Annotated in this window: 24 protein-coding genes and 1 tRNA gene; 15 read left to right on the forward strand and 10 right to left on the reverse strand. The window is 70.5% G+C overall.

What is annotated here, in order from left to right; all coding sequences use genetic code 11:
- Positions 1 to 5: 5 nt before the first annotated feature.
- The gene (locus ABUW04_RS34805) at positions 6 to 2,234 is read left to right on the forward strand and encodes an MMPL family transporter (RefSeq protein ID WP_380568420.1); all 2,229 of its coding nucleotides are present in this window, start codon (positions 6 to 8) and stop codon (positions 2,232 to 2,234) included.
- Here ABUW04_RS34805 and ABUW04_RS34810 read toward each other — a convergent pair.
- The 5 genes from ABUW04_RS34810 to ABUW04_RS34830 all read right to left on the reverse strand — a co-directional run bounded on the left by ABUW04_RS34810 (position 2,182) and on the right by ABUW04_RS34830 (position 7,157).
- Positions 2,182 to 2,661, reverse strand: coding sequence for an OsmC family protein (locus tag ABUW04_RS34810; RefSeq protein WP_380568421.1), 480 nt, complete (start codon positions 2,659 to 2,661; stop codon positions 2,182 to 2,184). The two genes, ABUW04_RS34805 and ABUW04_RS34810, sit on opposite strands and share 53 nt — an antisense overlap.
- Positions 2,662 to 2,812: 151 nt before the next feature.
- Positions 2,813 to 3,643: a G1 family glutamic endopeptidase gene (locus ABUW04_RS34815; protein ID WP_380568422.1), complete on the reverse strand. Its 831-nt coding sequence runs from the start codon at positions 3,641 to 3,643 to the stop codon at positions 2,813 to 2,815.
- 90 nt (positions 3,644 to 3,733) lie between these two features.
- Positions 3,734 to 4,177 carry a helix-turn-helix transcriptional regulator gene (locus ABUW04_RS34820; protein WP_380568423.1) on the reverse strand — a complete coding sequence of 148 codons (444 nt, stop codon included), beginning with the start codon at positions 4,175 to 4,177 and terminating at the stop codon, positions 3,734 to 3,736.
- 39 nt (positions 4,178 to 4,216) lie between these two features.
- Positions 4,217 to 6,628, reverse strand: a complete 2,412-nt coding sequence (locus tag ABUW04_RS34825) for an ATP-binding cassette domain-containing protein (protein WP_380568424.1) — start codon at positions 6,626 to 6,628, stop codon at positions 4,217 to 4,219.
- 103 nt (positions 6,629 to 6,731) lie between these two features.
- Positions 6,732 to 7,157 (reverse strand): nitroreductase family deazaflavin-dependent oxidoreductase, encoded by a 426-nt coding sequence (locus tag ABUW04_RS34830; protein WP_030250427.1) that lies wholly within the window; start codon positions 7,155 to 7,157, stop codon positions 6,732 to 6,734.
- 248 nt (positions 7,158 to 7,405) lie between these two features.
- On the opposite strand from ABUW04_RS34830, the gene ABUW04_RS34835 reads away from it, so the two are divergent.
- The 5 genes from ABUW04_RS34835 to ABUW04_RS34855 all read left to right on the forward strand — a co-directional run bounded on the left by ABUW04_RS34835 (position 7,406) and on the right by ABUW04_RS34855 (position 11,309).
- On the forward strand, positions 7,406 to 8,113 hold the full coding sequence (locus ABUW04_RS34835; RefSeq protein ID WP_380568425.1) for a TetR/AcrR family transcriptional regulator: 708 nt from the start codon (positions 7,406 to 7,408) through the stop codon (positions 8,111 to 8,113).
- A gap of 92 nt (positions 8,114 to 8,205) precedes the next feature.
- Positions 8,206 to 8,922, forward strand: coding sequence for a WXG100-like domain-containing protein (locus ABUW04_RS34840; RefSeq protein WP_380568426.1), 717 nt, complete (start codon positions 8,206 to 8,208; stop codon positions 8,920 to 8,922).
- Complete coding sequence (locus ABUW04_RS34845) at positions 8,922 to 9,923, forward strand: hypothetical protein (protein WP_380568427.1); 1,002 nt, start codon at positions 8,922 to 8,924, stop codon at positions 9,921 to 9,923. Before ABUW04_RS34840 ends, ABUW04_RS34845 begins: the two co-directional genes overlap by 1 nt.
- Complete coding sequence (locus tag ABUW04_RS34850) at positions 9,916 to 10,356, forward strand: hypothetical protein (RefSeq protein ID WP_380568428.1); 441 nt, start codon at positions 9,916 to 9,918, stop codon at positions 10,354 to 10,356. Before ABUW04_RS34845 ends, ABUW04_RS34850 begins: the two co-directional genes overlap by 8 nt.
- The gene (locus ABUW04_RS34855; RefSeq protein ID WP_380568429.1) at positions 10,353 to 11,309 is read left to right on the forward strand and encodes a hypothetical protein; all 957 of its coding nucleotides are present in this window, start codon (positions 10,353 to 10,355) and stop codon (positions 11,307 to 11,309) included. Before ABUW04_RS34850 ends, ABUW04_RS34855 begins: the two co-directional genes overlap by 4 nt.
- Before the next feature lie 84 nt (positions 11,310 to 11,393).
- Here ABUW04_RS34855 and ABUW04_RS34860 read toward each other — a convergent pair whose 3' ends face one another.
- On the reverse strand, positions 11,394 to 11,762 hold the full coding sequence (locus ABUW04_RS34860; RefSeq protein WP_030250418.1) for a YciI family protein: 369 nt from the start codon (positions 11,760 to 11,762) through the stop codon (positions 11,394 to 11,396).
- A 256-nt stretch (positions 11,763 to 12,018) separates the two neighbouring features.
- Here ABUW04_RS34860 and ABUW04_RS34865 point away from each other — a divergent pair, with 256 nt between their 5' ends.
- Positions 12,019 to 15,153: an ATP-binding protein gene (locus ABUW04_RS34865; RefSeq protein ID WP_380568430.1), complete on the forward strand. Its 3,135-nt coding sequence runs from the start codon at positions 12,019 to 12,021 to the stop codon at positions 15,151 to 15,153.
- 91 nt (positions 15,154 to 15,244) lie between these two features.
- Positions 15,245 to 16,663, forward strand: coding sequence for an FAD-binding oxidoreductase (locus ABUW04_RS34870; protein WP_380568431.1), 1,419 nt, complete (start codon positions 15,245 to 15,247; stop codon positions 16,661 to 16,663).
- 106 nt (positions 16,664 to 16,769) lie between these two features.
- Here the strand turns inward: ABUW04_RS34870 and ABUW04_RS34875 are convergent, their stop codons facing one another.
- The 3 genes from ABUW04_RS34875 to ABUW04_RS34885 all read right to left on the reverse strand — a co-directional run bounded on the left by ABUW04_RS34875 (position 16,770) and on the right by ABUW04_RS34885 (position 18,970).
- A complete protein-coding gene (locus tag ABUW04_RS34875) occupies positions 16,770 to 17,387 on the reverse strand; it encodes a hypothetical protein (protein ID WP_380568432.1) in 618 nt (205 codons plus the stop codon).
- Positions 17,384 to 17,635 (reverse strand): hypothetical protein, encoded by a 252-nt coding sequence (locus ABUW04_RS34880; protein ID WP_380568433.1) that lies wholly within the window; start codon positions 17,633 to 17,635, stop codon positions 17,384 to 17,386. The genes ABUW04_RS34875 and ABUW04_RS34880 overlap by 4 nt, the downstream gene beginning before the upstream one ends.
- 117 nt (positions 17,636 to 17,752) lie before the next feature.
- Entirely contained in the window at positions 17,753 to 18,970 is a 1,218-nt protein-coding gene (locus ABUW04_RS34885; RefSeq protein WP_030250397.1) for a hypothetical protein, read from the reverse strand.
- A 186-nt stretch (positions 18,971 to 19,156) separates the two neighbouring features.
- On the opposite strand from ABUW04_RS34885, the gene ABUW04_RS34890 reads away from it, so the two are divergent.
- The gene (locus ABUW04_RS34890; protein ID WP_380568434.1) at positions 19,157 to 19,444 is read left to right on the forward strand and encodes a hypothetical protein; all 288 of its coding nucleotides are present in this window, start codon (positions 19,157 to 19,159) and stop codon (positions 19,442 to 19,444) included.
- Entirely contained in the window at positions 19,441 to 19,857 is a 417-nt protein-coding gene (locus tag ABUW04_RS34895) for a type II toxin-antitoxin system VapC family toxin (protein ID WP_380568435.1), read from the forward strand. Before ABUW04_RS34890 ends, ABUW04_RS34895 begins: the two co-directional genes overlap by 4 nt.
- A 93-nt stretch (positions 19,858 to 19,950) precedes the next feature.
- On the opposite strand, the gene ABUW04_RS34900 is transcribed toward ABUW04_RS34895, so the two are convergent.
- Positions 19,951 to 20,023, reverse strand: a tRNA-Arg gene (locus ABUW04_RS34900).
- 447 nt (positions 20,024 to 20,470) lie between these two features.
- On the opposite strand from ABUW04_RS34900, the gene ABUW04_RS34905 reads away from it, so the two are divergent.
- From ABUW04_RS34905 to ABUW04_RS34925, 5 genes are all read left to right on the forward strand, one after another.
- Positions 20,471 to 21,025, forward strand: coding sequence for a single-stranded DNA-binding protein (locus tag ABUW04_RS34905; protein ID WP_380568436.1), 555 nt, complete (start codon positions 20,471 to 20,473; stop codon positions 21,023 to 21,025).
- 90 nt (positions 21,026 to 21,115) lie between these two features.
- Complete coding sequence (ettA, locus tag ABUW04_RS34910) at positions 21,116 to 22,780, forward strand: energy-dependent translational throttle protein EttA (RefSeq protein WP_380568437.1); 1,665 nt, start codon at positions 21,116 to 21,118, stop codon at positions 22,778 to 22,780.
- A 101-nt stretch (positions 22,781 to 22,881) separates the two neighbouring features.
- Positions 22,882 to 23,304, forward strand: coding sequence for an acyl-CoA thioesterase (locus ABUW04_RS34915; protein ID WP_030250381.1), 423 nt, complete (start codon positions 22,882 to 22,884; stop codon positions 23,302 to 23,304).
- Entirely contained in the window at positions 23,301 to 24,005 is a 705-nt protein-coding gene (locus ABUW04_RS34920) for a hypothetical protein (RefSeq protein WP_380568438.1), read from the forward strand. Before ABUW04_RS34915 ends, ABUW04_RS34920 begins: the two co-directional genes overlap by 4 nt.
- A 104-nt stretch (positions 24,006 to 24,109) precedes the next feature.
- Complete coding sequence (locus ABUW04_RS34925) at positions 24,110 to 25,267, forward strand: DNA polymerase III subunit beta family protein (protein WP_380568439.1); 1,158 nt, start codon at positions 24,110 to 24,112, stop codon at positions 25,265 to 25,267.
- Positions 25,268 to 25,284 lie beyond the last annotated feature (17 nt).

The raw sequence follows: 25,284 nt of genomic DNA on the forward strand, positions 1-25,284 counted from the left end.
CTTCCATGTCCACCCTCGCGCGATGGTGCCACCGGCACCGCCTCGCCGTCCTGCTCATCTGGCTGGCCGCCCTGGTCGCCCTGATGGGGGCGTCGCAGGTGGTCGGCAGCGCCTACAACAACGACTACAGCCTCCCCGGCACCCAGTCCGCCCGGGCCACCGCCCTGCTCCAGCAGAACTTCCCGGCCCAGGCCGGGGACACCGACACCGTGGTCTGGCAGCGGACCGGCGGCACCGGCACCGTGCGCGACCCCGCCGTGGTGGCCCGGATGGACGCCGTGCTGGACCGGATCGCCCACCTGCCCTCGGTCACCGGTGTCACCGGCCCCTACGACGCCCGGGGCGCGGCGCAGATCAGCCGGGACTCCCGGATCGCCTACGCGCAGATCGGCTTCGACCGGCCGGCGGCGCAGATCCCCAAGGCCGACGTGCTGGCGGTGATCCGGACCGCCCAGGCCGCACGGCAGGACGGCCTGCGGGTGGAACTGGGCGGCGGCGCCGTCCAGAACGCCCAGCAGAGCCCGCTCTCCAACGCCGCCCTGGTCGGGGTGGCCGCCGCGGCCGTGGTGCTCTTCCTGGCCTTCGGCTCGCTGCTCACCATGGTGCTGCCGATCGTGCTGGGGGTGGCCGCGGTGGGTGCCGCCCTGGCCACCGTGGCACTGCTCAGCCATGCCGTCGCCATCGGCGACTTCGGACCGACCCTGGGCGCCCTGATCGGCCTGGGCGTCGGCATCGACTACGCGCTGTTCATCGTCACCCGCCACCGCAGCGGCCTGCGGTCGGGGTTGGCACCGGAGCAGGCGCTGGTCACCGCGATGAACACCTCCGGCCGCGCGGTGCTGTTCGCCGGGGCGACGGTGACCGTGGCACTGCTCGGCATGTTCTCGCTGGGTCAGTCGTTCCTGGACGGGCTGGCGGTCGCGGCCGCCGTCACCGTGGTGTTCACCGTCCTCGCCGCGGTCACCCTGCTGCCCGCGCTGCTCAGCCTGCTCGGACGCCGGGTGCTCGGCCGGCGCGGACGCCGCACCGCCGCCGGCCCGGAGACCAACCCCGGCTGGGCCCGCTGGGCCCGGGTGGTGGAGCGGCGGCCGCGGGCGCTGGCCCTGGTCGCCGTGGTGCTGATGGCCGCGCTCGCGATCCCGCTGGGCTCGATCCGGATGGGCATCACCGACCAGGGCAACGACCCGACCAGCAGCACCACCCGCCAGGCCTACGACCTGCTGTCGCAGGGCTTCGGGCCGGGCTTCAACGGCCCGGTGCAACTGGTCGTCGACGCTCCCCGCCCCGACGACCGGGCCGCCCTCGACGCCGTGGCCGCGGCCGCCCGGTCCACCCCGGGCGTCGCCTCGGCCACCGCGCTGCCGCTGCGTCCCGGATCCACCGTCGGGGTGGTCCAGGTGGTCCCCGGCACCGCGCCGCAGTCCGCACCGACCGCGGACCTGCTGCACCGGCTGCGCACCGTGACGGAGCCCCAGGCCGAGGCGGCCACCGGAACGAGGATCTACCTCGGCGGCTACGGAGCCACCCTGGACGACTTCACCCGGGTCATCTCCGGGAAGATCCTGTGGTTCGTCGCGGTGGTGGTCGGACTCGGCTTCCTGCTGCTGACGGTGGCCTTCCGCAGCCTGGGCGTACCGGCCCTGTCCGCGGTGATGAACCTGCTGGCGGCCGGTGCGACCTTCGGCATCCTGGTGGCCGGGTTCCAGTGGGGCCATCTCTCCGAACCGCTCGGGGTGGGCGGCGCGGGGCCGATCGAGCCGTTCATCCCGGTGGTGATGTTCGCCATCCTCTACGGGCTCTCCATGGACTACCAGGTGTTCCTGGTCAGCCGGATGCACGAGGAGTGGATCCGCACCGGGGACAACCGACGCGCCGTCAACACCGGTCAGCGAGCGGCTGGACGCGTCGTCAGCGCCGCGGCGGCGATCATGATCTGCGTCTTCGCCTCGTTCCTGCTCAGCGGGCAGCGCCCGGTCGCCGAGTTCGGCCTGGGCCTGGCGGCGGCGGTGGCCCTGGACGCCTTCGTCCTGCGCACCGTGCTGGTCCCGGCGGCGATGCACCTGATCGGGCCGGCCAACTGGTGGCTGCCGCGCAGGCTGGACCGGATCCTGCCGAGGCTGGCCCTGGAGGCGGCGGAGCAGGCCCCGGAGGCGTCCGCAGCGGAACGCGAGTCCGTCGACGTCACGACGGGCGGGGACCGGACCGGACCGGTTCGCAGCGGACCGGGAAGTTGACCGAGTTCGCGATGAAGCAGAGCCCGTGGGCCCGCTCGTGCAGCGCGTCGCCCCGGGCCTCCTGCTCGGGGGCGGCGAAGCGGACCGTCGGGCGCAGCACCACCTCGGCGAACCGGCCGCCCCCGTCCGCGGTCTCGACCATGGCGCCGCGCGGGCGGTCGCTGTACTCGGTGACCACGACGCCCTCCGCCGAGCACAGGTGCAGGAACCACAGCATGTGGCACTGGGACAGCGACGCCACCAGCAGTTCCTCCGGGTTCCAGCGCTCCGGGTCGCCCCGGAAGGAGGGGTCGGAACTGCCGGGGACGGACGGCTTGCCGGCGGCGTCCACCCGGTGCGAGCGCTCGTAGTCGCGGTAACCACTGGTGCCGGAACCGGTGTTACCGGTCCAGACGACGGTCACCTCGTAGTGGTGGGTCCCGGGCATGGCGCTGCTCCTCGGTTGTCGTGGCACTGTCCGCCGTGACGCTGTCCGTCGTCAGGTGGGCCGCCATGGCGGCGGTCCGGGCCACGGTACTTGGCCGCGGCCCGGACGCGCCTCCCGGTCAGCCGGTGCTCACCGGGTGCGCAGCGACCGCTCAGCCGGTGCTCAACCAGGTGGCGGTGAACAGGCGGCCGCCGGTCAGGCCCGAGATCGAGTCCTCCTGGACACCCTTCATGTCCTGGAGGTTCCCGGTCCACAGGTCGAAGTTACCGAGGTTCTGCCCGTTGGCGGTGGCACCGCCGAAGGTCACCGAGCCGAAGTCGGTGACATTGCCCGACGAACCTGCGGCGCCGGTGTCGGAGTTGGCCTCGACGATGACATTGGCGGAGGTGGGGGTGCCGCCGGTGGAGACCTGGGTCTCGGTCTCGGTCTTCGTCCAGCCCTGGGTGACATTGGCCAGCTTCAGGGTGAACACGTTGTTCCCCTGGTAGGTGACCGAGGCGTGGATGTGGTCGCCCGGCGCGGTCTTCACGGTCATCGGCACACCGGCCGCCGGGTACATCTCCCACCAGGCGTAGTAGTCCGGTGTGGTGCCGTTGCAGTTGGCGGCCGTGCCGGTCTGCGCGATGGTGCCCGCGCCGCTGAGCCCGACCCAGAAGCCGGTCTGCTGGTCGCCCCCGGCGCAGACGGCGGTCGGCTGGATCCAGTTGGCGGTGACCGAGGTGAAGCTCCCGTTGATCGCCGAGTAGCCGGAGCCGAAGTTGTACCCGGTGCCCTTGGTGATGGTGGCAGCGTCGGCGCCGTGCACCAGCGCCCCGGCGGCGACCAGCGCGGTGACGGTGCCGATGCCGACGGCCGCGAGACGGCGCGGACGGCGGAGCAGCCGGTGCCGGGGGCCGGTACCCGGGTTCGGGACGGTGCCGGTACCCGGGTCAGGGATCGGGTCAGGGAGCGGGTCGAGGATGGAGTCGGGGACGGGACTCATGGGTCGGATCTCCAGTGCGCGGGAAGGGACGGGGGTCATCCCTCAGTGGTCCCGGCGCCGGAAAAGGTTGCCCGGTCCCAGGCGCCCCCGCTAACCGGCCTCGCCGGTCGGTGCTTCCTTGTGCCGCACCGGCCGGGACACCTGCTTCTCCACGCAGGACGGTATTCCGGAGACACCGTCAACTGCCTGGCGCTGGTAGCTGCTGGGGGGCATGCCGACCAGTTCAGTGAAGCGGGTGCTGAAGGTGCCCAGCGAGGAGCAGCCCACCGCGAAGCAGACGTCGGTGACACTGAGGTCGCCACGGCGCAGCAGCGCCATCGCCCGCTCGATCCGACGCGTCATCAGATAGCTGTACGGCGACTCCCCGTAGGCCGACCGGAACTGACGACTGAGATGCCCCGCCGACATGTGCTCACCACGGGCCAGTGCCTCGACGTCCAGCGGCTGCGCGTACTCCCGGTCGATCCGGTCACGGATTCGGCGCAGCCGGGCCAGGTCGCGCAGACGCTGTGTCTCGTCGGGTTTGCCGGTCACCCTCGGAATCGTGCCATAGGCAGGTCGCATCGGGGCGGCTCAACCGCCGACGTACTCCGCCAGGTGCTCGCCGGTGAGGGTGGTGCGGTCGGCGACCAGGTCGGCGGGGGTGCCCTCGAAGACGATCCGGCCGCCGTCGTGACCGGCCCCGGGACCGAGGTCGATGATCCAGTCGGCGTGCGCCATGACGGCCTGGTGGTGCTCGATGACGATCACCGACTTGCCCGAGTCGACCAGCCGGTCCAGCAGGCCGAGCAACTGCTCGACGTCGGCCAGGTGCAGGCCGGTGGTCGGCTCGTCCAGGACGTAGACGCCGCCCTTCTCACCCAGGTGCGCGGCCAGCTTGAGCCGCTGCCGCTCGCCGCCGGAGAGCGTGGTGAGCGGCTGGCCCAGGGTGAGGTAGCCGAGCCCGACGTCGGCGAGCCGCTGCAGGATCGCGTGCGCGGCCGGGGTACGGGCCTCGCCCGCACCGAAGAACTCCTCGGCCTCGGCCACCGGCATCGCCAGCACCTCGCTGATGTCGCGGCCGCCGAGGTGGTAGTCGAGCACCGATGCCTGGAACCGCTTGCCCTCGCACTCCTCGCAGGTGGTGGCGACCCCGGCCATCATCGCCAGGTCGGTGTAGACCACGCCGGCGCCGTTGCAGTTGGGGCAGGCGCCCTCGGAGTTGGCACTGAACAGCGCCGGCTTGACGCCGTTGGCCTTCGCGAAGGCCTTGCGGATCGGGTCGAGCAGCCCCGAGTACGTCGCCGGATTGCTCCGCCGGGAGCCGCGGATCGCGCCCTGGTCGATGGACACCACACCCTCGCCGGGCGCCGCCGAACCCCCGGCCGCCGATCCCTGCACCAGCGACCCCTGGACCAGCGAGCTCTTGCCGGAGCCGGCGACACCGGTGACGACGACCAGCACCCCGAGCGGGATGTCGACGTCCACGTCCTGCAGATTGTGTGCCGACGCCCCGCGCAGCTCCAGTGCGCCGGTGGGGGTCCGCACCTTCTCCTTCAGCGCGGCCCGGTCGTCGAAGTGACGGCCGGTCACGGTGCCGCTGGTCCGCAGCCCCTCGACGCCGCCCTCGAAGCAGATGGTGCCGCCGCCGGTGCCCGCGCCGGGGCCGAGGTCCACGACATGGTCGGCGATCGCGATGGTCTGCGGCTTGTGCTCCACGACCAGCACCGTGTTGCCCTTGTCCCGCAGCCGCAGCAGCAGGTCGTTCATCCGGCTGATGTCGTGCGGGTGCAGGCCGATGGTCGGCTCGTCGAAGACGTAGGTGACATCGGTGAGCGAGGAGCCGAGGTGGCGGATCATCTTGACGCGCTGGGCCTCCCCGCCGGAGAGGGTGCCGGACGGCCGGTCCAGCGAGAGGTAGCCGAGCCCGATCTCCACGATCGAGTCGAGGATCTGCTGCAGCGCTGTGAGCAGCGGCGCCACTGTGGGCTCGTCGAGGCCGCGGACCCAGGCGGCCAGGTCGCTGATCTGCATCGCGGACGCCTCGGCGATATTGGTCCCGCCGATCCGCGAGGACCGGGCCGCCTCGTTGAGCCGGGTGCCCTCGCAGTCGGGGCACACCGAGAAGGTGACCGCCCGCTCCACGAACGCCCGGATGTGCGGCTGCAACGAGTCGACGTCCTTGGACAGCATCGACTTGGTGATTTTCGGGATCAGGCCCTCGTAGGTCAGGTTGATGCCGTCGACCTTGATCTTGGTCGGCTCCCGGTGCAGCAGGTCGTGAAGCTGCCGCTTGGTGAACCTGCGGATCGGCTTGTCCGGGTCGAAGAAACCGCAGCCGGTGAAGATGCGGCCGAACCAGCCGTCCATGCTGTAGCCGGGGATGGTGAGGGCGCCCTCGTTCAGCGACTTGCTGTCGTCGTACAGCGCGGTCAGGTCGATGTCGGTGACCGAGCCCCGGCCCTCGCAGCGCGGACACATGCCGCCGACGATGGCGAATTCGCGGCGTTCCTTCACGGTCCGGCCGCCGCGGTCCATGGTGACCGCCCCCGCCCCGCTGATCGAGGCGACATTGAAGGAGAACGCCTTCGGCGAGCCGATGTGCGGAGTGCCCAGCCGGCTGAAGAGGATGCGCAGCATCGCGTTGGCGTCGGTGGCGGTGCCGACGGTGGAGCGCGGGTCGGCGCTCAGCCGCTGCTGGTCCACGATGATCGCGGTGGTCAGCCCGTCGAGGACGTCGACCTCGGGCCGCGCCAGCGTCGGCATGAACCCCTGCACGAAGGCGCTGTAGGTCTCGTTGATCAGACGCTGCGACTCGGCGGCGATGGTGCTGAAGACCAGCGAGCTCTTGCCGGAGCCGGAGACACCGGTGAACACCGTCAGCCGGCGCTTCGGGATCTCGATGCTCACGTCCCTGAGGTTGTTCACGCGCGCACCCAGCACGCGGATCAGGTCGTGGCTGTCGGCGGCGTGCGACACCGGGGACGTCCTCGTGGCCTTGCTCATCGTGACTCCATCAGGTCGGGCGGGCCGTGCTCATGTCCGTGACGGTCACCCTAGGTCGGTCCCGGTGGCGGCGCTTCTCGATTCGTGACCGGTGCGGTCCCGCTCAGGCGGCGGTGATCCGGAAGACCGGGAATCCCGGGGCGATGCGCTCCAGCTCCGACTCCGGGGAGTCGGCGGTGATGCCGTCGAAGAAGTAGCCGACCTCCCAGGCCCAGCGCTTGAGGTAGTGCCGCAGCACGACCGGCTTGTCGGCGTCGGCCAGCTCGACCGCGGCGAAGGCCTCGGCCTTCCGGCCGAGCCGCAGCTCACCACCGCCGGCGGCGCGCATGTTGCGCACCCACTGGGTGTGGCCGCGCGGGGCGACCAGGTAGCGCTCCCCGTCGAGGGTCAGCAGGTTGACCGGGGTGGTGCGCCACTCGCCGCTCTTGCGGCCGCGGACGGCCAGCACGCGGGAGTCGAGGACGCTGATGCCCCGGTTGGTCAGCCAGATCATCACCTTGCGGGTGATCCGGTCCATGGTGACCATCATCCGGCCCTGCGGGGTGACCAGGCGGGACGTCGCGGCGTCAGTGGCGGCGGTGTCGTTGGCAGTGACAGTGCTCATGATGTGCTCCTCATGGACAGCGATGCGGACGGGGCTCTCTTTCGAGAGCAGTGCTCTCGTTTGCCTGGTACGACTATTGCGCGGTCGGCGCACACTGTCAAGAGCACTGCTCTCGAATATGTTCAACGCACGCACACGGGTGCGGCGCTCTCGACTGTGGCAGACTCTCCGGCATGGCAGCAGCAATCCGAACCGCGCGTGAGCGGGCCCGTGAGGAGCTCACCCGTGAGATCAAGAAGGAGGCCCGCCGGCAGCTCGCCGAGGAGGGCGCCCAGCGCCTCTCCCTGCGCGCCGTCGCCCGCGAGCTCGGCATGGCGTCCTCCGCCCTCTACCGCTACTTCCCCAGCCGGGACGACCTGCTCACCGCGCTGATCATCGACGCCTACAACGCCCTGGGCGAGCGCGCCGAACACGCCGTCTCCGCCGCCCCGCCCGGGGATCCCCGGGCCATGTGGCGGGCCCTGTCCGGCGCTGTCCGCAGCTGGGCGCAGCAGCACCCGCACGAGTACGCGCTCCTCTACGGCACCCCGGTACCCGGCTACGCCGCCCCGCCCGAGACGGTCGCCCCCGCCGCACGCGTCGCGCTGGCGCTGATCGAGGTGCTGCGCGCCGGCGCCCACCGGGTCGAGCTGGCCACCCCGGTCCGCCCCCTGCGCGGGATCCTCGCCGAACAGGTCTCCGCCCTGGCCGCCCAGGTCGCCCCGGAGGTCAACGCCGGTGTCCTCAGCCGCGGACTGGTCGCCTGGACCCAGCTCTTCGGCATGATCAGTTTCGAGCTCTTCGGTCACCTGGTCGGATCGGTCACCCCCGCCGACGGTTTCTTCGCCCACACCGTCGAGGAGATGGCCGACTTCCTTGGCCTACCCGAGAGCGCTCCCTGAACCCGCTGTCACCTTCCGTCACCGGTTCCGGGTAGGGTCCGTGTCCGAGCACGAATCATCGGAAAGCATCCCAGCACACACGGGGGCGGAACTTGGCTGCCGACGATCTACCGGGCCCGGTGGTGACCTTCCTCAATGTCATCGGCGTCCCCTGGCCCTATCTCAACGAGGACGAGGTGCGCCGTTTCGCCGGCATGGTCCGGCAGTTCGGCCAGGCCGTGGAGACCACGCACCAGGACGCCACCACGGCCATGGCCAACTTCGCGCAGGCCTACCAGGGGGCGGCCACCCGGCAGATGCAGTCCGGCTGGACCAAGATGTCCGCCCAGCACACCCAGGAACTGGTGGAGGGCTGCCGCCTCCTCGCCGAGGCACTGGACCTGGCAGCGGACTACATCGTCGCCCAGAAGGTCGAAGCGGTGGCCGAGCTCGTCGCCATGGCGGCGACGTTCGTCGCCGACCAGGCGGCGGCGGTGGCCACGTTCGGGCTGGCGGAGGCCGCCGTCCCGGTGATCATCGGTACCGGGAAGAAGCTGCTGGAGACGCTGAAGCAGCAGATCATCCAGCACATCATGGGCGAGGTCATCGAGGCCGCCGCCAAACCGCTCTTCGCCAAGGTCGAGGCCGCCATGTCGGGGCTGGACTGGTCGCAGAGCGGCGCCGCCGGCGGCGGGAGCGACCTCGGCGAGGGCTTCTCCATCGACCACGGCACCGCCGGAGCACACCTGCAGGTACTGAGCGGGCACGCGGACACCCTCCGCGGCCACGCCCAGGTGCTGCGCAGCGGCATGGCCGGGCTGGCCTTCTGATGAGCGCCGGCGGAGAGGAGAAGGCGGTCTTCCACGCGCTGAAGGCGGACGCGGAGAAGAGCCTGCCGAAGATCGCGGAGAAGCACGCCGGGCTGGTCGACTCGACGGTGGAGAAGGGCACCAGGAACCTCGCCGAACACGCGGCCAACGAACAGGAGCTCTCCGACGCCTTCCGCTCGAAGATGCCCAAGGACGACCCGCTGACCGAGCCGAAGCCGTCCGAACCGGGCAGCGGCGGCTCACGGATCTCCCAGGCCCTGGACTCCGGCGCCGCCCCCGACCTCGAAGCCGGGGCACCCCAGCTGGGCCGCGACGCCCTGCACGACTCCCCCGACTTCAACACCCAGATCGACCAGGAGCTCAACGCCCGCGGCCTGGACCGCACCGAACACGACCGCCTCCGCACCAGCCCCACCAACGACCTGACGGACGAACAGATCCAACAGGTCGTCGACGTCCGCAACAGCATCAAGATCGCAGACGGCCAGATCGTCACCAAGGTCCTGGGCCCGGACATCGCCAAGTCGTACCTGAAAAACGCGAAGGTCCTGCCCGACGGAGGGGCGTTCGACTCCACGCGCTTCGGCGGCTCCATCGCCCGCGGCACGGACACCGCCGGACTCACCACGCCGTCCGACCTGCGCGACGCCCTCGCCCTGGACGACAAGGGCGCCGGATGGTCGCCCGTCCCCGAGGACGCCGCAGAGGCTTACCAGCTGCGCCTGAAAGCGCCCGAAGGAATGGATGCGGCCACCACATTCGGTGCCGTGGACGACCCTGCAGCCGCGCAACACGTCGCAGATCTGGCAGGGGCGAGCAAGGGACGTCCCTGGCACGATCCATTCACCGGCACCGGATACACCGGCGGCGGGATCCCCGAGTGGGAAGCCGCTCGAACCCTTGTTCCACCAGGTGCCGAGATCTGGAGAATGACCCCGGACGGCGGCGAATCCCTCGCGGGCTACTACGACGGAAACAAGTGGATCGGAACCAATGGCTGACACAACCGATTACCGAGGAGGGCGCTATGCCGTGTACCAGGGGCATGCCTACTGGTCCGTCGGAGACAGCAGTTCACCGATGATCACCCTCTGTGTGCGTGACGGCGATCCGGTGCCGGAAGGGCTGGAGCCCAATCGTGATCCACGTGGACCCAGCGATTCCTACCTTGTCGATCCCCGGGAGGTCACTGCCTGGTACACCTCCAGCTGGACCTTTCGCTGGAAGGGCGAGGAGTTCGCCAGCTATGGCTGTATTGACGACCGAATCAGCGGCTATTACCAGGGCACCAAGGGGTCGCCCTTCGCCGAGGTGTACCTGAAGCGTGTCGGCGTTATCGAGTACGAAGGCACCTTTCCCCTGAGCGAAGTAACCGACCTCACCGAAAAGCGCATCGACCTGCTCTCCGCCTGGAAGGCCAAGCACTCGCAATGACCACCCCCACCGCCGGCCTGTCCCCCCGCACCGTCATCCAGCTCCCTATCACCCGTCAGCTCGCCGGCCAGTACCTGGGCAACACCGTCGTCCCCGGTGCGTTCGAGCCATCGCTGATGTGGGGCCTCTGCTCGCGCCTGGTGGACGTCGTGGCCGCCGAATCCGGGGCTCAGGCGCGGGCCTTCCACGGCCTGGCCGAGGACGAAGCCAACTTCCCCACGGGCGACGGCCTGTTCGTGCTCCGCTTCCAGACGCACTGGCCGGCGCTGTTCCAGGCGTCCTTCGGTGGCCAGACCACCGCCGGTGCAGCCCGGCTCGACTCCACGCTCGTACTCCCCGAGCCCTTCCTCGGCACCGGCTACACCAAGTACGCCCCGGCGGCCGTCCCCGAGTACTGGCTGGAGCTGACCGACGTACCGGTCGGCGCCGAGATCTGGCACTTCGCCGAGGACGGCGGCGAAGGCTCCGAGAAGGCGCTGGCCCGCTACCCGGGCCGCTACACCGGCTGGCAGTCCTTCCCCGCAGCCAAGGAGACGGGGCTGACCTCCGGCCCGGTCGCCGCCCCTCCGGCAGGCAGCACCGCGCGCGGCCTGATCGTCACCTTCCAGGGGTCGGCCTACCTCGCGGACTTCGGCCCCAACCCGGGCGAGTCGACCGTCTACCGGGCCGCCGACGACGGCACGATGATGTCCCGCGCACTGGAGTTCGGTCAGTGCGACTCGGTGTCCTACCGACGGATGCTCGCCTCCTGGCGCGACAGCGACTTCGAGGTCCTGGCAGGCGCCGACGGAGTCGCCACCCTCGCGCTGACCAGCGGCAACGCCGAAGAGGCCGCCCGACTGGGCCTGGCCTCCGCAGGCCGTCACGCCTGGCGCGCGCAGGTCCCGATCGACGACCTCACCGAGGTGAGGCAGGAGACCCGCGAGATCACGGCACCGGACCCGCAGGCCTGACCGCGGGAGGGGCCGGGAACCTGCTGAAGCAGCTCCCCGGCCCCACCCCACGTCCTCCGGTCCCGTCCGCTCAAGGACGACCGGTCAGAGCCCGGCCCCGGCCGAGAAGACCACCGGGCGGACCTCGATCGACAGGCCCTTGATCCGGGCGTCCGGGATGAGCTCGGCGATCTCGACCGCGCGCTCCTTGCTCGCGCAGTCGACCAGGTAGAAGCCGCCCATGAACTCCTTGGCCTCGATGAACGGCCCGTCGGTGACCGCAGGCGCACCGCCGGTGCCGGCGACCACGGTCGACTCCGCCGGAGCGCCGAGCGCCTGGGTGAGGATGAACTCCCCGGAGTCCTGGATGGTCTTCATGAACCCGCCGTGGCCCTCCATGACGAACTTCTGCTCCTCCTCCGAGAGGCCGTCCAGGATCTCCTTGTTGACCTGCATGATCAGGAGGTACTTCATGTCCTTGCTCCTAGCGTCGGGTTCCGCCCCCTGCGGGGCTGCTCGACAAGGAGTCGGAGCCACCCCGCGCCCCTCGACATCCCCGGGCGAACAAATCCACACACCTCTGCCCTACTGCACCAGCCGATTGCTCCCCTCCCGTTGCGGGCGGCGGTCCTGCGCCGGGTCGAAGCATGGGCCCGCCCGCCGCCCGCCGCTACCTTGGTAGACGGACGGGCCGGTGCGTCCAGTCCGAGAGGTCAGGAGGCGCGGCCTGATGCTGCACGTCAGTCTCTTGGGGCAGCAGGCGATCACCGATGTCCCGGCCGGCACCGTGCTCACGCGTTCGTCCCGCGCGCTCGCCCTCGTCGCCTTTCTGGTGGCCCATGCGGGATCGCCCCAGCCCCGGCAGCGCATCGCCGGACTGTTCTGGCCCGAGTCGACGGACGCACAGGCGCTGACCAACCTGCGACGCGAGCTCCACCACCTGCGTCACGTCCTCGGCGACGAGCCCGCGCTCGTCGTGACGCCGAGGAGTCTGAGCTGGTGTCAGACCGGGACGTGCCGTGTCGACGTACTCGTCTTCGACAGCGAGCGCAGCGCCGCCCTGGCGGCAGCGGCGGCGAAGGACAGCGAGGGGATCCTCGCGCACGCCTCTGCGGCCATTGCCGAGTACCGAGGTGAACTCCTGCCCGGCGTGTACGACGACTGGCTCCTCGACGTCAGGTCGGAGCTCGAGCGCCAGTGCGTGGGCCTGTGCGATCTGATCTGTGAGACACGAGCACGACGGGGCGACCTGACCGGAGCTGTGGAGGCCGCCCGCCACCGCATCCGGCTGCAACCGCTGGAGGAGGTCGGCTACCGCGCCCTGATGCAGTTGCAGGCCGACCTGGGGGACCGTGCCGGCGCCGTGAGCACGTACCACCACTGCGCATCGGTCCTCGACCGTGAGCTCGGCCTCGCCCCGGACCCGGCGACGAGGCAGGCGCTCCAGCGCCTGATGGTCGGCGCGGATCCGTCGGACGCGAGGCCGCCGACGGTCGAGGCCGCCGTCGGTCGCTCCGGGTACGCCGCAGCACAACTCGTCGGACGGGCCCGGGAACTGGGCCTGCTTCAGGACCTGTGGCGAACCGCCGCGGCCGGCCGCCCCGGTCTCGCCCTGGTCCGCGGCAATGCCGGCGTCGGGAAGACCCGCCTGGTGGCCGAGGTCGCCGAAGCAGCACGCCTGCAGGGCGCCGTGGTGGCCGGCACCCAGTGCTTCGGTACGTCGCGCCAGCTGGCACTGGCGCCCGTGGCGGACTGGGTACGACATCCGGCGGTCAAGTCGGCCTCGGAGTCGCTCGACCCGGCCTGGCGCGCCGAGGTCGGCAGACTCGTGCCGTCCGGAGACCCAGCGGAACGCGAACGCGAAGGCGAACGTGAGACCGGTGCGCGCGCGATGGTGGACGTCTGGCGGCGCCACCGCTTCTTCGAAGGTCTGGCACGGGCGTTGATCGCTGTCGGCCGCCCGATGCTGCTGATCCTGGACAATGTGCAGTGGTGCGACCAGGAGACGCTGACGTTCCTCACGTTCTGCCTGGGACTGGCCCCCGACGCCCCGATCCTCGTTGCCGGGACGCTGCGCAACGACAACCTCGACGAGGATCCGGAACTCGTGGACTGGACCGTCAGGATGCGGGCCACCGGACTGCTCACCGAGCTCTCACTCAGCCCGTTGGAGCCGGCCGACACAGCACGTCTCGCCGAGGCGATCTCCGGGCGTCGGCTCGACGAGGCCGACACCGGCCTGCTCCAGGCGACGACGGGTGGATTCCCGTTGCACGTCATCGAGGCAGTACGGAGCAGCATCGATCTCGGTCGTGGCGTCCTGGCGGTCGGCGATCTGACCGGAGTACTGCGCCACCGTCTCGAGCAGGCCAGTGCGACGGCACAGGAGGTGGCCGGCCTCGCCGCGGCGGTGGGGACGAACTTCACCCTCGACCTGCTCACCGAGGCGAGCGACCTCGAAGCCGATGCCGTGGTGGGAGCGGTCGACGAACTGTGGCAGCGCAGGATCGTGAGCGAGTTCCGAGAAGGCTACGACTTCGCCCATGATCTGCTCCGCGAAGCGGCATACGCACAGATCAGCCCACCGAGGCGCTGGCTGCTGCACCGGCGCATCGCCCAGGGCCTCGAACTGCTCCACTCCGCCGACACGGACCTGGTCTCGGCTCAGCTCGCGGAGCAGTACGCCCGCGGCGGCCGGACCGAGCAGGCGGTGGCCTACTACCGGCGCGCAGCCGACGTCGCAGCGGGCAGGTTCGCCCACTCCGAGGCGATCCGGCTGCACCGGGAGGCGCTGTCCCTCGTGAACGGCCTGCCCGCAGGAACAAGCAGGGACGCGCAGGAGCTCGCCGTCCTCGAAGCCATGGCGGCACCGCTCAACGCCAGGCACGGCTACTCGTCCCCGGAGCTGCAGCAGGCGCTGGAGCGCTCGATCACCCTCGCGGAATCCCTCGGCCGCAAGGACTCGTTGCTCACCGGCCTGGCCGGTCTCTGGGCATCACGGTTCGTGCAGGGGCGCACCGCCGACGGATACCGGACGGCCGCCCGCGCGCTGAGCCTCGTCGGCGCCGACTCCGAGCTGAGCGGCCCGGCCCACTTCGGTGTCGGCGGCTCGGCGGTGAGCCTCGGGAGGCCCGCGGAAGGGCTCCGCCACCTGGAACTGGCCGCCGAACTGACCAGCGGAGCCGTCTCATTGAGCGTCGGCACCCGTCCCGACGTGCACAGCAGGGCCTTCGCCGCGCATGCCCACTGGCTGCTGGGCCACGACGAGCAGGCCCGGTCGAGCTGTCGCGACGCCATCGGGCTGGCCCGGGAGATCGGGCATCCGTACAACCTGGCCGTGGCCCTGGCGTACGGCAGCGTCACCCACCAGATGCGCCACGACCTCCCCGCGCTGCGGGACGCCGTCGGCGAACTGCGCGAGCTGTGCGAGCGGTACGGCTTCGCCTACTACCGGGAGTGGGGACTCATTCTCGACGGCTGGTCCCGTACGGACGGGTCAGGGATCGGCCTGGCCCGACGAGGCGTCCGCAACCTCAGGGCGGAAGGGTCGTTCGCCCGCATGCCGTACTGGCTGTCACTGCTGGCCGACCTGTCGACGCGCCACGACCGGCCGGACGCCGCCCGGGCGACGCTGGACGCCGCCCTCGTCGGCGGGCAGGCCCGGGACGACCTGTGGTGGCTGCCCGAGGTGGTACGGATGCGCGCCGCCCACGACAGCGATCCGGCCGCCACCGTCTCCCGGCTGCGCCAAGCCGCCCGGATGGCTTCGGACCACGGCAGCACCGCGCTGTTGCGGCGCTGCGAGCGCGACCTCGCCGAGCACGGCGTTCGGCTCCCGACCACCGACGCTCCCCCGGCGTCCTGACCCGGCACGCCCACGAACGCTGGAGGAACGCCGTAGGGCCTAACGTCGCTGGCGCTCGGGATTCGAGCGACGCATCCAAGGGGGAAGCGACATGAGCACCACACCGGCCGGCATCGCCGCCACTGCGTACGAACAGTTGTCCGCCGTCCTGCGCGGCGACCTGATCACGCCGGGGGACCCCGGGTACGACGAGGCGCGTGCCGTCTACAACGCCATGATCGACAAGCGCCCGGCCGCCGTCGCCCGCTGCCGGGACACCGCCGACGTCATCGCCTGCGTGCGCTTCGGCCGCGAGCACGGTGTCGAGATCGCCGTCCGGGGCGGTGCGCACAACGCGGCCGGTCTCGGAGTCCAGGACGACGCCCTGGTCATCGATCTCTCGCTGCTGCGCAGCACCACTGTCAGCCCGCAGAGCCACACCGTCCGCGCCGACGCCGGATGCACCTGGGGCGACGTCGACCACGCCACCGTGGCCTTCGGCATGGCCACTCCCTCCGGCTTCCTCGCTTCCACCGGGGTGGCCGGCCTGACGCTCGGGGGCGGCATCGGCTACCTGAGCCGACGCTTCGGGCTCACGGTCGACAACCTGCTGTCCGCCGACGTGGTGCTCGCCGACGGCACGTTCGTGACGGCCGACGAGAGCTCCCACAGTGACCTGTTCTGGGCATTGCGGGGCGGCGGCGGCAATTTCGGCGTCGTCACCTCGTTCACGTTCCGCTGCCACGACATCGGCGAGGGCGGCACGATCATCGGCGGCCCGGTGCTGTACGACTTCGCCGACACGGCCGAGGTGATGCGCTGGTACCGGGAACTGCTGCCGTCACTGCCGGAGGAGCTGAGCGGTTGGATCGGACTGCTCACCATCCCTCCGGCCGCCCCGTTCCCGGAGGCGCTCTGGGGCCGCAAGGCGTGCGCCATCGTCTGGTGCTACACGGGACCGCACGACCAGGCCGACAAGGTACTCGAACCGGTCCGGACGTTCGGCGAGCCGTTGCTCGTCGGCGTCGGCGCGATGCCGTTCAACGTGCTGCAGAGCGCGTTCGACGGGCTCTACCCGGCCGGGCTGCAGTGGTACTGGCGGGCGGACTTCTTCGACGAGATCTCCGACGAGGCGATCCAGATCCACCAGAAGCACGGCGAGCAGTTGCCGACCGGCCACTCCACCATGCACCTCTACCCCATCGACGGCGCCGCCGCCCGGGTGCCCACTGACGCGACCGCCTTCGCCTACCGCGACGGCGGCTGGGCCGGCGTGATCGTGGGCGTCGACCCGGACCCGGCCAACGCGGGCCTCATCTCGCAGTGGGCGCAGGACTACTGGCAGGAACTGCACCCGACCTCGGCCGGCGGCGCCTACGTCAACTTCCTGATGGACGAGGGCCAGGACCGGGTCAAGGCGTCCTACCGCGGCAACTACGACCGCCTCGCCCAGGTCAAACGCCGCTACGACCCCGACAACACCTTCCACGTCAACCAGAACATCCGGCCGGCCGACGGGACCGCCCCGTAGGCGTGCCGCGTCCCTCCCAGGAGTCGGGCGCGACCTGACCTGACCTGACCTGACCGCCAGTCAGTTCAGGTCAGGTCGCACCGGCCGGCCATGGACTACGGAGCCGTCAGCGGCGGAAGAGGCCGGTGATGGAGGGGACCAGCTTGCCCACGTTGGCGTCGCCGTAGGCTGAGTCGAAGTGGACGACGGTAGCCAGCACCAGCAGCCGGTTGACTCGGGAGTCGAGCACCTTCACGTCGTACTGGGAGCGGAGGCCGGCGCGGCGGCCGACCTCGAAGCCCTTGCTCTCCCTGCTGCTGAACCGCAGCCGGTGCCTGCTCACCAGATCGGCCACGTTCTCGGTAAATCCCCAGGTGAGCGGCGTGTGCCGGGCCCGGCTGGCCAGGCCCACCGGCTTGGCGGAGAAGGCACCCAGATCCGTCTGCACAACCGTCCAGACGTCGTCCTGGAACATCGCACCCGGCATCTGGCTGACAGTGCCGATCCGCGTGCCCTCCGCATCCGCGGCGGAGGTGAGCCCGACGGCGCCAACCCGCTGGTCGAGTGCCGGACCGGCATCGACCAGATAGGCGCGGACCGACTCCGGCCCGCCCGGCCGCACCCCCCTGAGCAGCGGCGTCCCACCGCCCTTCGGCTGGACCAGCCAACTGCTCTGCTTCACCCGGAAGGTGAAGACGACCTCGAACTCGGTGGCCTGCTCCCACGGAGCCGTGCCGTCATTCACCGGACCACCCCATTGCCGTTGCTGCCACGGTCGATGCCCTGGTGCTGCCCGGCCACCCGGTAGCGGCGCAGGTCCTCCGCGCCGGTCCGGCTGAGCTCCTCGATCAGGTCGCGAACGTCGTCCACTTCGGCGCCGGCCTTGAGCCGATCGTAGATGCGGGCACTCAGGTCGCGCTGGCGGTCGGTCTGCGCGGCCAGCAGGTAGTCGCCGACACGGGCGGCCTTGGATGCGGACGGGTCGTCAGGCACAGGATCCTCCTCAGGAGCGGGCAGCGGGTGGGGTCGGGTGCGGGGCGGGGGCGGGGCGGGGTCGGGCGTAGTGCTCCGGGCGGTACTGACCACCCGTCACATGTCGGGTCCGGGAAGTCAGGCCGATGGCAGCATTGCCAGTCGGGCCGCGCCCAGCGTGGGGCTCCAGCCACCGCTCTGCTCGAAGGTGAACCCCTTCTTCTCCACGTCGTCGATCAGGCTGCCGACCGTGGGCAGCGGCGCGTTCAGCGCGGCGAGAACCGCGTTGACCTCCTTGGGTATCGCGTCGATCGCCTCGGTGATCGCGTGGTACACCTTCTCGATCTTGCTGATGATGCCCACGATGGTGCGGACGATCTTGTAGATCTTGTAGAGCTTCCAGATCGTGAACGCTCCGGCGGCCACATCCGCCACCGGGTCCTCGGGGCCGCCACCCGCCACCTCGATGGTGGCATCCACCGCTGCGGTCTCGGCTGCCTGCTTGGCCAGTTCGTCGAACTCGTGCATGGCCGAGTTGATCATCGCCAGCCCGGTGAAGACCAAGGCCACCACCGCGTCGTAGGCATCCTTGTAGACCTTGGCGGTCAGCTGGGCCACGTCGCCCAGGCCGCCGACGCCCATGCTCCAGGAGAACAGGTACGAGTCGAAGGCGGTTGCCGCTGCGCCGGTCCACTCGGTGCCCAACGCCCAGGAGCCCTTGCGCAGCGTTCCGGCCACCGTGTAGACGCCGTTGCCCAACTCGACGTAGGCATCGTGCAGGTAGAGCAGTCGGGCATAGTCGCCGACGAGCGGGTCCAGCAGCAGCGCGATCAGGCTCTGCCCGGTGCACCACTTGAACAGCTTTTCCGCTCCCGCCAGCTCACCGCCCTTGAACTGGAGCTTGAGCGCCCGCAGTTGGTGCTTGATGTTGGTGGCCTCGTCGGCCGCGGCGCTGGTCGGCTCCTTGGGGCTGACCCCCTCGTCCTGGAAATTGCCCACCAGATGCGCGCTCGGGATCGCGCCCAGATCGGGGAAGCCGCTGATCGCGGAGGGGTAGATCCGGCGCAGGTCGGCGGAGGCGGAGGCGTCCGCGGCCCGGTAGTCAGCGGCGGTACGGTCCGCCTTGCCCGCCACCAGCGTCATACCGCGTCCGCACTGCGCCAGTTTGCCCTCGAAGAACTGCGAGACCTGCCCGACCACCGGGCGCAGCGGGTAGAGCAGGCCGTCCAGCCCGCCTGTCTGCGCGCACTGTCCGGTGGCGTACCCGCCGAGGGTGGCCAGGTGGCCGCCCTGCTGCCTGAGCAAGGCCGAGTAGGTCTGGAAGTCGCCCAGCGGCGGCGTCTTGAAGCCGGTCATCAGCGGTCAATCCCCCATTGACGTGGCGGTGTATCGCATGAGCGTGCGATAGATGTCCGCCCAGACCCTAACGCACGCCCCCGGCGGCCAACCTCGGGCTGACCGGAATCCCAGTTCAGGCGACTCGAGTCCGAAAGGCCGCAAATGGCCGTACCACACCGTGGTACGTCGCGCTATCCTGGCAACATGGTCCTCCCGAAACGCCATCCCACAGACGTCAGCGTGCGGCAGTTCGTCGCCGACTCCGGATCCGTCACGCGCGGCCTCCGCCAGGGCCAGCCCTACATACTCACCCTCAACGGTGAGCCTCTGGCTCAGATGATCCCCATTCGCCGCCGCCGGTCCATTCCCAGGGACGAGGCTCTCGACATCTTCGCCACAGCCCCTCTGCTCGACGCCGACGACCTGCGCGACGACCTGGACGCCACAGTGGAGCAGGACCTGCGCGACCCCTACGAAGGAACAGATCTGTGACGCATGCGGAGGGAGTACTCGACACCAACATCATCGCCGCACTGGCGGCCTACGACCCCTCCGGACTCCCACAAGAGCTCCTGATCACAGCCGTCACCCTCGGCGAGCTCTCCCACGGTCCGCACGCGACCGACGATCCCGTCAAACGCGCCAAGCGCATGGCGGTCCTCCAGCATGTCGAGGCCACCTTCGACCCCCTCCCCTACGACCGCGACGCAGCAAGGATCTACGGCCAGATGTGCGCCGCAGCGATCGCCGCCGGCCGCCAGCCTCGCGGGCGCTCAGCCGACCTGATGATCGCCGCCACAGCAGCCAGCAACGGACTCCCCCTCTACACATCCAACCCGAAGGACTTCCAGGGCCTGGACGACCTCGTGGAGATCGTCGCTCTCACGCGCCCGGCAGACGCCTGAACCCCGCATCCACCCTGGCCGCCAACGGACCCGCCTCAGACCCAGGGCTGGTCACCCATCGGTCCTGAACTGCACTGACTCTCAGCTACGCAGTGCCCCCGGCAGGACTCGAACCTGCGGCCAAGTGCTTAGAAGGCACCTGCTCTATCCACTGAGCTACGGGGGCGGGGCTGGACAGAGGCCGGGGTTGGTGGGCCGGGCTGGGTCCTGCCGTGGGACAGGATAAGCGCCGGTCGGCTCTGCACCTGGTGTGCCGGCGGGGTGGTGTAGGCCGTAACCCCCCGCTTGGGCGGTCTGATAATCGCAGGTGGGATCCTTGGGCGCAGCGGTGCGGGAGCCCAGAGGGCGGGCTGTTGTCCACTCGTTACGGCGCTGCTGCCTCAGCCGTTATGGTCGGAGCCGATTACTGAGCGTGTACGGTCAGGGTCGATCGGGAGAACATCGTCACCGCTGCCGTCACGCTGGGGCACCGGTCGCCAACTACACCCGATCGAGTGAGGGCCTTTTCCACATCCCCCTAGTTGTCCACAGCTCCGCGCCCGGCGCCGCTCCGGGGCCTCGTTCTGCTCCAGGCTGGTTCCGGACAGCAGCTCACGGACAGGGGTAGGGCGCGATGAACAGCACTTTGGTGACGGTCGTGGGGCACGTGGCCTCGGAGGTGCGGTACGCGACGACGGCGAGCGGGGTGCCGGTGGCGAGCTTCCGGCTGGCAGCCACGGACCGGCGGTTCGACAAGCAGCGAGAGGTCTGGGTGGACGGGGACACCAGTTTCTATACGGTCTGGTCCTGGAGATGGTTGGCCGAGAACGTGCTGGCCTCGGTCGGCCGGGGTGATCCGCTGCTGGTGACGGGGCGGATGCGGGTCCGGGAGTGGGACAACGGGGAGGGGAAGCCCCGGGGGTACGCCGCCGAGATCGAGGCCACGGCGATCGGGCACGACCTCTCGCGGGGCACCTCGGCCTTCCGGCGCGCCGTGCGCGGGCGACCCGAGCTGGTGGCCAAGGCCTCGACGCGGACGACCGAGCCGGTCGAGGACGCCCCCGGCGCCGGCATCGCAGCTGATCCGCGCCCGACGGCCGCCACTCCGTCGAACACCGCCACCGCCACCGCCTCCGCCCCCGTACTAGTCGGCGCCGCTCCCCCGGGGAGCGGCGAGCGGGGAGTGTGAGCCCTGCCTCACCGGGGTTCGGGGCCCCGCCCCGGGTGCGGCACAATGGAAGGCTGTAAACCAACCCCCTACGACGCCGGACGGTTCACCTTGGCTGAGTACATCTACACCATGCGCAAGGCACGGAAGGCTCACGGCGACAAGGTCATCCTTGACGACGTGACGCTCAGCTTCCTGCCTGGCGCGAAGATCGGCGTCGTGGGCCCCAACGGCGCGGGCAAGTCCACCGTGCTGAAGATCATGGCCGGGCTGGAGCAGCCGTCCAACGGCGACGCCTTCCTGTCCCCCGGCTACAGCGTCGGCATGCTGCTGCAGGAGCCCCCGCTGGACGAGAGCAAGACCGTCCTGGAGAACGTCGAGGACGGCGTCCGCGAGGTCAAGGGGAAGCTGGACCGCTTCAACGAGATCGCCGAGCTGATGGCGACCGACTACTCGGACGCGCTGCTCGAGGAGATGGGCACGCTCCAGGAGGAGCTCGACCACGCCAACGCCTGGGACCTGGACGCCCAACTGGAGCAGGCCATGGACGCCCTGGGCTGCCCGCCCGGCGACTGGCCGGTGAACAACCTCTCCGGTGGTGAGAAGCGCCGCGTCGCGCTCTGCAAACTGCTGCTGGAGGCCCCCGACCTGCTGCTGCTCGACGAGCCCACCAACCACCTGGACGCCGAGTCCGTCGCGTGGCTGGAGCAGCACCTGGAGAAGTACGCCGGCACCGTCGTCGCGGTCACCCACGACCGGTACTTCCTCGACAACGTCGCCGAGTGGATCCTGGAGCTGGACCGCGGCCGGGCCTTCCCCTACGAGGGCAACTACTCCACCTACCTGGAGACCAAGGCCACCCGCCTCAAGGTCGAGGGCCAGAAGGACGCGAAGCGCGCCAAGCGCCTCAAGGAGGAGTTGGAGTGGGTCCGCTCCAACGCCAAGGGCCGTCAGGCCAAGTCCAAGGCCCGTCTGGCCCGCTACGAGGAGATGGCGGCCGAGGCGGACAAGATGCGGAAGCTGGACTTCGAGGAGATCCAGATCCCGCCGGGCCCGCGTCTGGGCAGCGTCGTGGTGGAGGTCAACAACCTCTCCAAGTCGTTCGGTGACAAGATGCTCGTCGACGACCTGAGCTTCACCCTGCCCCGCAACGGCATCGTCGGCATCATCGGTCCGAACGGCGCCGGCAAGACCACGCTGTTCAAGATGCTGCTCGGGATGGAGCAGCCCGACTCGGGCACGGTCCGCATCGGCGAGACCGTCAAGGTCTCCTACGTCGACCAGAGCCGCGCCAACATCGACCCCAAGAAGACGCTGTGGGCCGTCGTCTCCGACGAGCTGGACTACATCAACGTCGGCCAGGTCGAGATGCCGTCCCGGGCCTATGTCTCGGCCTTCGGCTTCAAGGGCCCGGACCAGCAGAAGCCCGCGGGCATCCTCTCCGGCGGTGAGCGCAACCGGCTCAACCTGGCGCTGACGCTCAAGGTCGGCGGGAACCTGCTGCTGCTCGACGAGCCCACCAACGACCTGGACGTGGAGACCCTCGGCTCGCTGGAGAACGCGCTGCTGGAGTTCCCCGGCTGCGCCGTGGTCATCTCCCACGACCGGTGGTTCCTGGACCGGGTCGCCACCCACATCCTCGCCTACGAGGGCGACTCCAAGTGGTACTGGTTCGAGGGCAACTTCGAGTCCTACGAGAAGAACAAGATCGATCGCCTGGGTGCCGACGCGGCCCGTCCGCACCGTGCCACCTACAAGAAGCTCACCCGAGGCTGACTCCGGCGACACCCACCCGCAACACCGCCGGGGCAGGCTTGGACTTGGCAGTATCGAGCCCGTCCCGCCCCGGCGCCTCCCCTCCCGCTCTGGAGACCCCCGTGCCCCGCCACATATATGCCTGTCCGCTGCGCTGGTCCGACATGGACGCGTTCGGACACGTCAACAACGTGGTCTTTCTGCGCTACCTCGAGGAGGCGCGGATCGACTTCACCTTCACCAACGCCGGCGAGGCGGGCGAGAAGGCCTTCTCCGAGGGCTCCGTTGTGGCGCGGCACGAGGTCGACTACCTGCGTCCGCTGGTCTACCGGCCGGAGCCGGTCACCATCGAGACCTGGCTGACCAAGCTCGGCCACGCCTCGTTCACGGTCGCCTACGAGATCAAGGACGCGGACATGGTCTACGTCAGGGCTTCCACGGTCGTGGTCCCCTACGACCTGGCGGCGGCCCGGCCGCGCCGGCTCACCCCCGGTGAACGCGCCTTCCTCCTCGACTACCTGGAAACCGCAGCGGTAGCCGCGTGACCACAGTGACTGCGATCCGGTTCGCCGACCCCCGGGAGGCACCCGCCCTGGGCGCCTTCCTCAGCAGGCTGCTCCGGTACGACAAGGCCGCCGTCGTCCGGCTGCAGACCGCGAACGGGGCACTGGCCGTCTTCGGCAGGCTGCCGCTCGGCGAGAACGGACCGCTGGTGGTCCGAACCGCACCGCTGGCGACGCAGTCGCAGTCGCAGCTGCAGACTCAGTCGCAGCCCCAGCCCCAGCCGCAGTCCCTGGACGCCACCGTCTCGGCCGGTCAGTTGCTGGACGGCATCGCCGAGCATGCCGAGGGCGGCGAGAACGCGGCCGACCTGGTGCTGCCGCCGCCGGTCACCGGCCCCTCCTGGGCCGGGCTGCTGCCGCCGCGCACCTCCTGGGAGCATGTCGCCGACCTCGACACCGCGCTGCTGGACGCCGCCGTCCAGGCGGCGATCACCGAGTTCCGCCAGGAGGGGGCCGACCCGGACGCCCTGGCCGAGTCCATCTGGTCCCGTCAGGTCCACCCCAGCGGGCTGACCATGCGCGCCGTGCACGCCGCCCACCTGGTCGGCTTGCTCCGGCAGTCCAGGACCGTCGCCCTGCACCGGCACCCGGCCTGGCTGCGGATCACCGCCCCGCGCGGGGCCGTGATCATCCGCAGGGCCCCCGCCCCGGGCGCCGGCCTCGGCCTGTCCCCGACCCGCTGACCCGGCCGCGCCGAGTCGACCGGTCGCCGATGCCACCAACGTCGCCGATGCCCCCGATGCCGCCGCTTGACCCTCGACCTGGTCGAGCCAGCAGAGTCACCGCTGTGGAGAGCACAGCGAACGAGACAAGGGACGACCCCGGACAGCAACTGCTCAGCATCGGCGAGCTGGCCAGGGCCAGCGGACTGACCGTCAGCGCCCTGCGGTTCTACGACGGAGCGGGGATCCTGCTGCCGGTCCAGGTCGATCCAGGCAGCGGCTACCGGTGGTACGGCTCCGACCAGCGCACCGAGGCCCGGCTGCTGGCACGGCTGCGCCGGGTCGGCATGCCCCTGGCGGACCTGAGACTGATCCTCGCCGGCTGGGCTGGCCAGGACACCGCCCTGGTCGGCAAGCTGCTCGACGCGCATCTGCTCCGGCTGCAGGACGGCCTGGACGACGCCCGCCGTGAGCTCTCCACAGTCCGAGACCTACTCGCTCTGAGGGAGCACCAGATGCCCGAGACCGCAGACACCGCCCCCGTACGACTGACCCTGGAGGCCGAGGCGCTCGCAGCCGCCCTGGACACCGTCCGCTTCGCGGTGAGCACCGATCCCGAACTGCCGATGCTCGGCGGGGTCTGCTTCGACGTGGACCCGGAGGACCGGACCCTGCGCCTGGTGGCCACCGACCGCTACCGACTCGCCCTGTCCCAGCTGCCTCTTGACGCCCGCTCAGCCCCGGTGGCACGGCAGGTCCTGGTGCCGGCCGCCCTGGTCGACGCCGTCCGCGCACTGCTCGGCTCCGGGGGCGAGGCGGTGCTGACCCTCGACCTGGACCGGATCTCCCTGGAAGCCGGCGGCAGCCAGGCCGGTGGATCGGTGCTGGAGCACGACTTCCCCGACTACCGCCGGCTGGTCCGGCTGGCCCCGGGCCGCCGGGTCCCGGTGGACGTGCCCGCCCTGCGCGCCGCGCTGGCCACCGCCGAGGTCCACGGCGGCCGGCGCGACCAGGACGGCGGCGACTTCGACATCGCCGTCCTCGGCGTCTCGCCGGACGGCGCCCTCACCGTCGTCGGCAGGGAGGACCGCCCCGCCGACCACTTCGCCGTCAACCGGGAGTTCCTGCTGGACGCCCTCGCCGTCACCGCCCGGGACCAGCTGGTCCTGGAGCTCGGCGGACCGGTCGCCCCGCTCGCGATCCGGCTCCCCGACGCCGAGGACGGCCGCGAGGACGGCCGCTCCCTCTCCCTGCTGATGCCGGTACGCCTCGACGACGAGTGACCAGACCCCACCCCGAC

It is taken from the genome of Streptacidiphilus jeojiensis, from assembly GCF_042510965.1.
GTDB lineage: Bacteria > Actinomycetota > Actinomycetes > Streptomycetales > Streptomycetaceae > Streptacidiphilus > Streptacidiphilus jeojiensis.

Excerpts from the sequence above, each read along its gene's own strand:
- ABUW04_RS34845 (WP_380568427.1), top strand. The coding sequence starts at position 8,922 with ATGAGCGCCGGCGGAGAGGAGAAGGCGGTCTTCCACGCGCTGAAGGCG.
- ABUW04_RS34815 (WP_380568422.1), bottom strand. The coding sequence starts at position 3,643 with ATGAGTCCCGTCCCCGACTCCATCCTCGACCCGCTCCCTGACCCGATC.
- ABUW04_RS34825 (WP_380568424.1), bottom strand. The coding sequence starts at position 6,628 with ATGAGCAAGGCCACGAGGACGTCCCCGGTGTCGCACGCCGCCGACAGC.
- ABUW04_RS34860 (WP_030250418.1), bottom strand. The coding sequence starts at position 11,762 with ATGAAGTACCTCCTGATCATGCAGGTCAACAAGGAGATCCTGGACGGC.
- ABUW04_RS34850 (WP_380568428.1), top strand. The coding sequence starts at position 9,916 with ATGGCTGACACAACCGATTACCGAGGAGGGCGCTATGCCGTGTACCAG.
- ABUW04_RS34835 (WP_380568425.1), top strand. The coding sequence starts at position 7,406 with ATGGCAGCAGCAATCCGAACCGCGCGTGAGCGGGCCCGTGAGGAGCTC.
- ABUW04_RS34905 (WP_380568436.1), top strand. The coding sequence starts at position 20,471 with ATGAACAGCACTTTGGTGACGGTCGTGGGGCACGTGGCCTCGGAGGTG.
- ABUW04_RS34890 (WP_380568434.1), top strand. The coding sequence starts at position 19,157 with ATGGTCCTCCCGAAACGCCATCCCACAGACGTCAGCGTGCGGCAGTTC.
- ABUW04_RS34855 (WP_380568429.1), top strand. The coding sequence starts at position 10,353 with ATGACCACCCCCACCGCCGGCCTGTCCCCCCGCACCGTCATCCAGCTC.
- ABUW04_RS34870 (WP_380568431.1), top strand. The coding sequence starts at position 15,245 with ATGAGCACCACACCGGCCGGCATCGCCGCCACTGCGTACGAACAGTTG.
- ABUW04_RS34865 (WP_380568430.1), top strand. The coding sequence starts at position 12,019 with ATGCTGCACGTCAGTCTCTTGGGGCAGCAGGCGATCACCGATGTCCCG.
- ABUW04_RS34805 (WP_380568420.1), top strand. The coding sequence starts at position 6 with ATGTCCACCCTCGCGCGATGGTGCCACCGGCACCGCCTCGCCGTCCTG.
- ABUW04_RS34810 (WP_380568421.1), bottom strand. The coding sequence starts at position 2,661 with ATGCCCGGGACCCACCACTACGAGGTGACCGTCGTCTGGACCGGTAAC.
- ABUW04_RS34830 (WP_030250427.1), bottom strand. The coding sequence starts at position 7,157 with ATGATGGTCACCATGGACCGGATCACCCGCAAGGTGATGATCTGGCTG.
- ABUW04_RS34885 (WP_030250397.1), bottom strand. The coding sequence starts at position 18,970 with ATGACCGGCTTCAAGACGCCGCCGCTGGGCGACTTCCAGACCTACTCG.